Below are 7736 nucleotides of genomic sequence, written 5' to 3'. Positions count from 1 at the left end.
TCGCCTGGGGTGTCTTCAAAAGCGGCCGGGACTTCGATCCGGCCATGCTGAAGGTGGGTCAAGCCTGCTTCCAGCAGGCTTGACCACGAACATAGGATCTCGACTCTACAGGGGCCCAGGTCGGCACCCACAACAGTAGATCCACGCCATGCGTGGATGGGGCGAACCAAGGTTCGCCCCCACCAACAGGATCAGGCCGGCACGCCGGCCACCTTCGCGAACGCATGGCGGAACGCGGCCATTTCTTCTTCGGTGCCGACGGTCACGCGCACGCGCTGTGGCCAGATCGGCCAGCTGCGTCCGATCACCACGCCGTTGTCCGCCATCGCCTTGGCGAACGCGCTGCCATCGCGTTGCACGTCGACCACGAAGCAGTTCGCTTCCGACGGCAGGCAGCTGAAACCACGCTTGCCCAGCCACGCGATGGTGGCCTGCCGCACCTTGGCATTCTGCAGGCGGCGCTGCGGAATCAACTGCGGATCGCGCAGGCTGGCCAGTGCAGCGGCCAGTGCCGGCACGGGTAGCGGGTTGTCGCCCAGGCTGGCCAGTTCGCGCAGGCGGTCGGGATGTGCGGCCGCCACGCCCAGGCGCAGGCCGGCCATGCCATATAGCTTGGAGAACGTGCGCAACACGATCAGGTCATCGCGCTGCGCCACCTGCGCGATCAGGCTCGGCTGTTCGCTGTACTGCAGATACGCCTCGTCCAACAGCACGCGGGTGGAAGCGGGCTTGTGGGCCAGCAGCCAAGCGAGCTCATCCGGTGGGCTGATCGAGCCGGTCGGGTTGTTGGGGTTGCACACATACAGCAGCCCGGTCGGGCGTGCGTGTGCGGCGGCGGCCATCGCACGCAGGTCGTGTGCACCGTCCTCGCGCAGCGGCACTTTCTGCACGTGTGCACCGTGTGCGGCGGCGACCTCGCCCAGCGTCTCGAAGGTCGGGTCGGCCACTACCAGCCCCGCCTGCGGGCCGGTCCATAGCACGGCGGCGCGGTTCAGCGGCTCGCTGGAACCCGGATACAGCCGCACGTGATCAGCCGGGATGCGCGCCTGTTCGATGAAGGCATCGCGAACCTGTGCCGCCAGTTCGAAGCGGTAGCGGCCGCAGCTGGCGATGCTGTCGCGCGCCGCCTGCTGGGCGGCGGGCGAGGGGCCATACGGGCATTCGTTGAAGTTCAGTAGTACGGCGCCTTCGGCAGGGGCTGGGGCGGCGGCTGTCGCGGGTTGGGCATGGCCGAGCTGCGGCAGCCCGGTGCCGGCGACGGCGAGGCCAGCACCGGCCAGTTGCAGGAAGCGTCGACGGGAAGCGGGCAGGGTCACGGGCGGGATTCCGAAGGGAAGACCGTCGCACGCTAGCGCCGGTGGGGATGGGCGGCAAGCTGCTTTTTGTGGAGTCGAACCATGCTTGACTGCAGATGTGCCAACCAAGGTTGGCACCTACCAGAGCGGGAGGGTGGTTGGCACCTACCAGAGCGGGAGGGTGGTTGGCACGTACCAGAGCTGGGGAGTGGTTGGCACGTACCAGAGCTGGGGAGTGGTTGGCACGTACCAGGATGGGGGAGTGGTTGGCACCTGCCAGAGCGAGGGAGCACCAGTCGAGCAAGCTCGACGCTACAAAGGCGGGAGCGTTACAGGGCCTGACGGTCGGGCGCGGTAGAATCCCCGGCCATCCCAGAATCACCGGATCCCGATGAGCCCCAGCCCCGCCGAACGCGCCGAAGACCTTCGCCGGCAGATCGCCCAGGCCAACCGCGCCTACCATGAGCTGGACGCGCCGGAGATCCCCGACGTCGACTACGATCGGATGGTGCGCGAGCTGGAAGCGCTGGAGCGCGAGCATCCGGAGCTGGCCCGTGCCGACAGCCCGACCCAGCAGGTCGGTGCGCGCCCGTCCGGCCGCTTCCCGGAAGTGCGCCACGCGGTGCCGATGCTGTCGCTGTCCAATGCCTTCAGCGACGAGGAAGTGGCGGATTTCGTACGCCGCATCGACGAGCGCCTGGGCCGCCGCAGCCTGCGGTTCTCGGCCGAGCCGAAGATGGACGGCCTGGCGATCAGCCTGCGCTACGAGGACGGTCATTTCGTACTCGGCGCGACCCGCGGCGATGGCAGTACCGGCGAGGACGTGACGGCCAACCTGCGCGAGATCGGTGATATTCCCAAGCGGCTGCACGGCAAGGACTGGCCGGATGTGCTGGAGGTGCGTGGCGAGGTCTACATGGCCCGCGCCGACTTCGAGTCCTACAACGAGCGTGCGCGCCTGCAGGGCGGCAAGGTGCTGGCCAACCCGCGCAACGCCGCCGCCGGTTCGCTGCGCCAGCTCGACCCGAAGATCAGTGCGCAGCGCCGGCTGAGTTTCTTCGCCTACGGCACCGGCGAAGTGCAGGGCGGCGAGCTGCCGGACACCCATTCGGGCACACTGGCCCAGCTCGGTGCCTGGGGCTTCCCGGTCAGCGAGTTGTGCAAGGTGGTGGAAGGCACCGATGGCCTGCTCGGCTACTACCGCGATATCGGTGAGCGCCGCGATGGCCTGCCGTTCGATATCGATGGTGTGGTCTACAAGCTGGATGACCGCGCCGGCCAGCAGGCCATGGGCTTCGTTTCGCGTGCGCCGCGCTGGGCCATCGCGCACAAGTTCCCCGCGCAGGAACAGAGCACTACGGTAGAGGCGATCGAGATCCAGATCGGCCGCACCGGTGCTGCCACACCGGTCGCGCGGCTGGCACCGGTGGCGGTGGCCGGCGTGATCGTGTCCAACGCCACGTTGCACAACGCCGACCAGATCGCACGCCTGGATGTGCGCGTGGGTGACAGCGTGATCGTGCGCCGCGCCGGTGATGTGATTCCGGAAGTGGTCAGCGTCATCCTTGATCGCCGCCCGCCGGGCACCACGCCGTGGCAGATGCCGACGCGCTGCCCGGTGTGCGGCTCGGAAATCGTGCGCGAGGAAGGTGCTGCCGCATGGCGCTGCTCGGGCGAACTGTCCTGCCCGGCGCAGCGCAAGGAAGCCATCGCCCATTTCGCCTCGCGTCGCGCGATGGATATCGATGGCCTGGGTGACAAGTACATCGAAACTCTGGTCGACGCCGGCATCGTCAGAAGCGTGGCCGATCTGTACCGGCTCAACCGTGACCAGCTGCTGCATCTGAAGCTGGTGCTGGATGCCGAGGACCCTTCCGCACTGGCGGCTGCGCTGAAGCTGCACCTGCCCGCCGAAGGCAGTGGTGCGGTGCTCAATGCGGTGCTCAAGCTGGATGGCAACGATCCGGGCTGGCGAGCACAGGCGCTGGCACAGCCGGCCAGCTTCGAATGGAACACGAAGAAGATCGCCACCAAGTGGGCCGACAACCTGATCGCGGCGATCGATGCCAGCCGTGCGGCCACGCTGGAGCGCCTGCTGTTCGCGCTTGGCATCGAGCACGTGGGCGAGAGCACGGCCAAGGCGCTGGCGCAGTGGTTCGGTGACCTGGAGCTTATCCGCCACCTGCCGTGGCCGCTGTTCAAGCGTGTGCCGGACATCGGCGGCGAAGTGGCGCGTTCGCTGGGTCATTTCTTCGAGCAGCAGGGCAACCAGCAGGCCATCGATGACCTGCTGCAGGTCGGTCAGGTGCGCATCAGCGATGTGCATGCGCCCAGTGCCAAGCTGCGCGAAGGGCTGGATCTGGCGCAGCTGCTGGTCGAATCGGAGATCCCTGGCATCACCCGCCTGCGCGCCGAAAAACTGGTCGCTGCGCTTTCCGGCGCGCAAGCAGTGCTCGACGCCGAGCATGGCCAGTTCGTCAACGCCGGCCTGCCCGATGACACTGCACGCGGCCTGGCTGCGTGGCTCGATGCCGATGGCCATGGCGCGATGTTGCTGGCGGCCGAGAAGGCGATGCAGCAGATCCTGGCCAAGGCGCCGGCGCTGGCCGAGATCGTGGCCGGCCCGCTGGATGGGCAGACCGTGGTGCTGACCGGCACCCTGGCCCAGCTCACCCGCGATGCCGCCAAGGAACGCCTGGAAGCGCTGGGTGCCAAGGTCTCCGGCAGCGTGTCGAAGAAGACCAGCTTCGTGGTGTCCGGTACCGAGGCCGGCTCCAAGCTGGACAAGGCGCAGTCGCTGGGCGTGCCGGTATGGGACGAAGACCGCCTGCTGGCCTACCTCGCCGAACACGAATGATGACCCCGCCGGGTGCCTGGCGCCCGGCATGAAACACAAAGGAACACCGATGCAGACTGCTCCGCTGGATTTCCGCCTGGCCACCCGTGCCGACGAAGAACTGTTGATCGCGTTGATGCGCGAGTTCTATGCCGAAGACAAGATCGACTTCGACGACGCGCGCGTGCGTCGCGGCGTGGACGCGCTGCTGGCCGATCCGCGCAATGGCGAGGTGCTGCTGTGGCTGGACGAGGCCGCCGAGGTGGTGGGCTACGCAGTGATCGCGATGGGTTTCAGCCTGGAGCAGGGCGGCCACTTCATGCTGCTGGACGAGCTGTACCTGAGCCACCGCGCGCGCGGCCGCGGCCGCGGCAAGCAGGCGCTGGCCATCTGCGAACAGCGCGCTCGCGGGCGTGGCGTCAGCCGCCTGCGGCTGGAAGTGAACCACCACAACGAACTGGCCCGGCGCCTGTACCTGGCCAGTGGCTACATCGATGACACCCGCGATCTGCTGACCCTGCCGCTGGATCATCCGCGCCCGGAGGGCATCCTGTGAGCGAGGCCCTGCTGCGCGCGCTGCAGCAGCGTGCCGCGCTCAACGCGCTGGTGCGCCGCTTCTTCGCCGATCGCGATGTGCTGGAAGTGGAGACGCCGATCCTGTCGGTGGCCGGCAACACCGAGCCGAACATCGACAGCTTCCATACCGATTTCACCGGCCATGTCGATGCCGGTGGCCGCCGCCGCTGGCTGCGCACCTCGCCGGAGTATCCGCTCAAGCGCCTGCTGGCGGCGGGCGTGGGTGACTGTTACGAACTGGGCCGGGTGTTCCGCAACGGCGAGGCGGGCGGCCGACACAATCCGGAATTCACCATGCTGGAGTGGTACCGGGTCGGTTGGGACCACCATCGCCTGGTGCAGGAAACCGCCGAGCTGGTCGGCCAGGCGCTGGCCCTGGTCGGGCGCAGTGCGACGCTGCGTGTGCTCAGTTACCGCGAGCTGTTCCAGCAGTACGTGGGTGTGGATCCGTTCGATGCCGACGAGGCCGCGCTGCGTGCCGCGCTGGGCGAGGTACATATCGACCCGGTCGGGCTGACCCGCGATGACTGGCTGGATCTGCTGATGACCCATCATATCCAGCCGCATTTCGATGACGCGGTGATGACCGTGGTCCACGATTGGCCTGCCAGCCAGGCCGCACTGGCGCGCATTCGAGCCGGCACGCCGCCGCTGGCCGAGCGTTTCGAGCTTTATCTGGGGGCCGTGGAACTGGCCAACGGCTATCACGAACTGAACGACGCGCACGAACAGCGTGCGCGATTCCAGCGTGACCTGCAGCGACGCCATGAGCGGGGCCAGGTGCAACCGTCCGTGGATGAGGCGCTGCTGTCGGCGTTGCCATCGATGCCTGCCTGCGCTGGCGTGGCGGTGGGTGTCGATCGGTTGTTGATGGCGATGAGCCGCACGCCGCGTATCGCCGATGTGCTGGCCTACGACTTCGCCCACGCGTGAGCGCGGTGCGCACGTTCCTGAACATCGAAGACTGAACGGAATTCCGCGTTTCCGCGCTTGCTTCGGTAAGCAGGATGATGCTCTTATCACGGCAGATGCCGGACACTGGCACGCAGTTCATCCATTCCTGCTGGGGAAGGCTTTGGTCAAGTGGTTTGCGGTTGTCGCTGCACCGGTGTACTCCATCGCGCTCTGGGGTGCCTGGCTGCCGTCATCGGCGTCGGCCCAGCAGGCGGGCTATGACGGCGAAGTGGTGACCTGCGAATCGCGCGACATGGGCTGGGTGCATTGCGATATCGACGTCAGCAATGGCATCGACCTTGTGCGCCAGTTGTCCAGCAACAGTTGCATCCGTGGCAGCGAGTGGGGCACCGACCGCAGTGGCGTGTGGGTCACCCTTGGCTGCCGCGCAGAGTTCCGTGCGCGTCGTGCGGAAGGTGCAGCGCCTGCGGCAACGGAAGGCAAGCGCCTGGTCCGCCGTGTGGTGCGCTGCGAATCCAATGGCCGCCCGCAGAGTTGCCCGGTGCGCCTGGACGGGGCGCCGGTGCGCCTGCTGCGCCAGCTGTCGGTGCTGCCGTGCCGCGAAGGGCAGGGCTGGGGCTACAAGCGCAATGAAGTCTGGACCAGCCGTGGTTGCCAGGGCGATTTCGAAGTGGCTGACGAGGACGGCCGTTTTGTCGACGTGCCACGCCGCCTGACCTGCGAGTCGAAGTCGAAGAAGCGCCGCTTCTGTGGGGCGAGCATTTCGGTCGGCGCGATCGTTACCGAGCAGTTGTCCAGCACCCCGTGCGAGGAAGGCAACACCTGGGGCTGGAACCGCAACGGGATCTGGGTGGACGGCGGCTGCCGCGCCGAATTCTCGGTGAATTGAGCCCGGGCAGGCTCCAACCACGCGGGGCGTGGCCCTACAATGGGCCCATGAACACTGTCTCCGACATCGACTACGCCCGTTATGACCACATCCGCCCGATCCTCTGGACCGGCGATGCCCTGCAACTGCTGGACCAGCGCAAGCTGCCGTTCGTGGTCGAGCACGTGGTCTGCCATGACAGTGACGAAGTTGCCAGCGCCATCCACGCGCTGACCGTGCGTGGCGCGCCCGCGATCGGCATTGCCGCAGCGTGGGGTGTGGTGCTGGCGGCGCGGGACGTGCAGGCCGCTGATGGCGCGCATGCGCTTCAGCAGTTGGAGCCGGCGCTGCAGCGCCTGAACGCATCGCGCCCGACCGCCGTCAATCTGGCCTGGGCGCTGGCGCGCATGCGTCGCTGCCTGAACGTCGCCGGCGGCGACTGGAAGGCCCTGCTGGAAGCCGAAGCGCAGGCCATTGCCGAGGAGGACCTGGCCGCCAACCGCCACATGGGCGCGCTGGGCGCGGGCCTGATCGAGGCCGGCAGCGGCGTGCTGACCCACTGCAACACCGGCTCGCTGGCCACCGCCGGCTTCGGCACGGCACTGGGCGTGATCCGTGCCGGCATGGCCCAGCACCGCATCGCCCGCGTGTTCGCCGGCGAGACCCGTCCGTGGCTGCAGGGCGCACGCCTGACCGTGTGGGAACTGCAGCAGGATGGCATCGACGCCACCCTGATCGCCGATTCGGCAGCCTCGCACCTGATGAAGACCGGTGCGGTGCAATGGGTGATCGTCGGTGCAGACCGCATCTGCGCCAACGGCGATACCGCCAACAAGATCGGCACCTATCAGCTGGCCATCGCCGCTCGCCACCACGGGGTCAAGTTCATGGTGGTGGCGCCGTCCTCGACCGTGGACATGGAGACCGTGGACGGCAGCCAGATCGAGATCGAGCAGCGCGACCCGGGCGAGCTGTACGGCGTGGGCGGTACCCGCACCGTGGCCGAAGGCATCGCCGCCTGGAACCCGGTGTTCGACGTCACCCCGGGTGAACTGATCGATGCCATCGTGACCGAGCGCGGGGTGATCCTGAACCCGACCATCGAGAACATGCGCGCCGCCTTTGGTGGCTGAGGCACAGGGGAGGGGGCAGCGTGACCTCCGCCCCCGGTAGTGCCGGCCGCTGGCCGGTACCCCCCTAAGTTCCTGATTTGTGCCGGTAAAATCCCCGTAAATGGAGGCAGGGA

6 protein-coding genes are annotated in these 7736 nt (G+C 67.6%); 5 read left to right on the top strand and 1 reads right to left on the bottom strand.

Going from position 1 to position 7736, the window contains the following annotated elements; translation table 11 throughout:
• Positions 1-191 precede the first annotated feature (191 nt).
• On the bottom strand, positions 192-1316 hold the full coding sequence (locus ABE423_RS02370) for a pyridoxal phosphate-dependent aminotransferase (protein ID WP_346484856.1): 1125 nt from the start codon (positions 1314-1316) through the stop codon (positions 192-194).
• A gap of 364 nt (positions 1317-1680) precedes the next feature.
• Between ABE423_RS02370 and ligA the strand changes: the two genes are divergently transcribed.
• The 5 genes from ligA (at position 1681) to mtnA (ending at position 7623) form a co-directional block, all read left to right on the top strand.
• Positions 1681-4152, top strand: a complete 2472-nt coding sequence (gene ligA, locus ABE423_RS02365; RefSeq protein ID WP_346484862.1) for an NAD-dependent DNA ligase LigA — start codon at positions 1681-1683, stop codon at positions 4150-4152.
• A 49-nt stretch (positions 4153-4201) separates the two neighbouring features.
• Positions 4202-4687, top strand: coding sequence for a GNAT family N-acetyltransferase (locus tag ABE423_RS02360; RefSeq protein WP_032127684.1), 486 nt, complete (start codon positions 4202-4204; stop codon positions 4685-4687).
• On the top strand, positions 4684-5640 hold the full coding sequence (epmA, locus tag ABE423_RS02355) for an EF-P lysine aminoacylase EpmA (RefSeq protein WP_125892083.1): 957 nt from the start codon (positions 4684-4686) through the stop codon (positions 5638-5640). The genes ABE423_RS02360 and epmA overlap by 4 nt, the downstream gene beginning before the upstream one ends.
• Positions 5641-5782: 142 nt before the next feature.
• Positions 5783-6511, top strand: a complete 729-nt coding sequence (locus ABE423_RS02350; RefSeq protein ID WP_346484854.1) for a DUF3011 domain-containing protein — start codon at positions 5783-5785, stop codon at positions 6509-6511.
• 47 nt (positions 6512-6558) lie between these two features.
• Entirely contained in the window at positions 6559-7623 is a 1065-nt protein-coding gene (gene mtnA, locus ABE423_RS02345; protein ID WP_346484852.1) for an S-methyl-5-thioribose-1-phosphate isomerase, read from the top strand.
• Positions 7624-7736 lie beyond the last annotated feature (113 nt).

This window comes from Stenotrophomonas sp. TWI1409, assembly GCF_039673015.1.
Taxonomy (GTDB): domain Bacteria; phylum Pseudomonadota; class Gammaproteobacteria; order Xanthomonadales; family Xanthomonadaceae; genus Stenotrophomonas; species Stenotrophomonas maltophilia_A.
Note: the sequence above shows the minus strand (reverse complement) of the source record. Positions and strands in the feature narration are given on the sequence as shown.